We start from the raw sequence: 1,266 nt of genomic DNA, 5'->3' as shown, positions 1-1,266 counted from the left end.
CGTGTTGGGGTGGACGGCCCCCGACGGCATCGTGATGTGCCAGAATGAGGTCGTTGCAGATCTCAATCAAGGGAGACCGTCCGTGGATAAACTTATTCGTATTGGCATGGATACGTCAAAGAGCGTTTTCCAGCTGCATGGCGTGAATGAGGCCGAACAGCCTGTGTTGCGCAAGAAGCTGCGACGCAATCAGGTGCTCGCCTTCTTTGCCGGGCTTTCGCCGCTGAAGATTGGCATGGAGGCCTGCGGCGCAGCGCACCATTGGGCGCGGGAATTGCGCGCGCTGGGCCACGAAGTGGTGTTGCTGCCGCCGCAATACGTGAAGCCCTATGTCAAGCGCTCCAAGTCGGATGCGGCCGATGCCGGGGCGATCTGCGAGGCGATGAGCCGGCCGGGCATGCGTTTCGTTCCTGCCAAGAGCGCCGATCAACAGGGATCGCAGATGCTGGCGAAGTTGCGCGCGCAGTTCATCGGCCGGCGCACGCAGCTCGCCAATTCGATCCGCGGCTTTGCCGCAGAGTTCGGCCTTGTCGCGCCCAAGGGGCTTTCCCGGCTTGGCGATCTGCTGGCCGACATTCGCGCTGACGCGACGATCCCAGACACGGCCAGGGACATGTTTGAGACCCTGGCGCGCGACTATGCGCATATCAGCGCCGAGGTCGCCGCACTCGATGAAAAGCTGCTTGCGCTCCACAGGCGCAATGAACTGAGCCGGCGGTTGGCCGCCATACCGGCGATTGGTCCTGTTGGAGCCACGCTGCTGGCCATCAAGGTGCCGGATGCACACGGCTTCAAGTCGGGACGCGACTTCGCCGCCTGGCTCGGGCTGACGCCGAAGAACCATTCCACAGCAGGTAGAAATCGGCTTGGGGTGATCACCCGCGCCGGCGACGAGATGCTGCGAAGCGTGCTGGTAACGGGCGCCACCGCTCTCATCCAGCATATGCGGCGCGGCAGCAAACGCATCTGGCCCTGGCTAGCGGCCTTGATCGCGCGCAAGCCAGCCAAGCTCGCGGCGGTGGCGCTGGCCAACAAGCTGGCCCGGATCGCCTGGAAACTGATGGTCAGCGGCGAGCAATACCGCCCCGCTGCCGCCCTTCCGGTGACTGCGCCTGTGCAGCCGTAAGAGCATTCAAGAGTTCGGCGCCGAGCCCCGTTCGACGCTGAAGGCCGGAACTTGCAAGTAGAGGAGAAGATGGGTGTGACCGATCGAACCGGGACCAGCGAGACACTCCGAGGTGCTCACCGGCAGCCGATGCCGTGTCC

Annotated in this window: 1 protein-coding gene; it reads left to right on the top strand. The window is 63.9% G+C overall.

Going from position 1 to position 1,266, the window contains the following annotated elements:
• The first annotated feature begins 82 nt into the window (after window positions 1-82).
• Window positions 83-1,126: an IS110 family RNA-guided transposase gene (locus NKJ40_RS31735; RefSeq protein ID WP_352469384.1), complete on the top strand. Its 1,044-nt coding sequence runs from the start codon at window positions 83-85 to the stop codon at window positions 1,124-1,126.
• Window positions 1,127-1,266: the final 140 nt, after the last annotated feature.

Source organism: Mesorhizobium sp. M0119 (genome assembly GCF_040322615.1).
Taxonomy (GTDB): Bacteria; Pseudomonadota; Alphaproteobacteria; order Rhizobiales; family Rhizobiaceae; genus Mesorhizobium.
The sequence above is the reverse complement of the archived record's forward strand: the minus strand, read 5'-3'. Positions and strand labels throughout refer to the sequence as shown.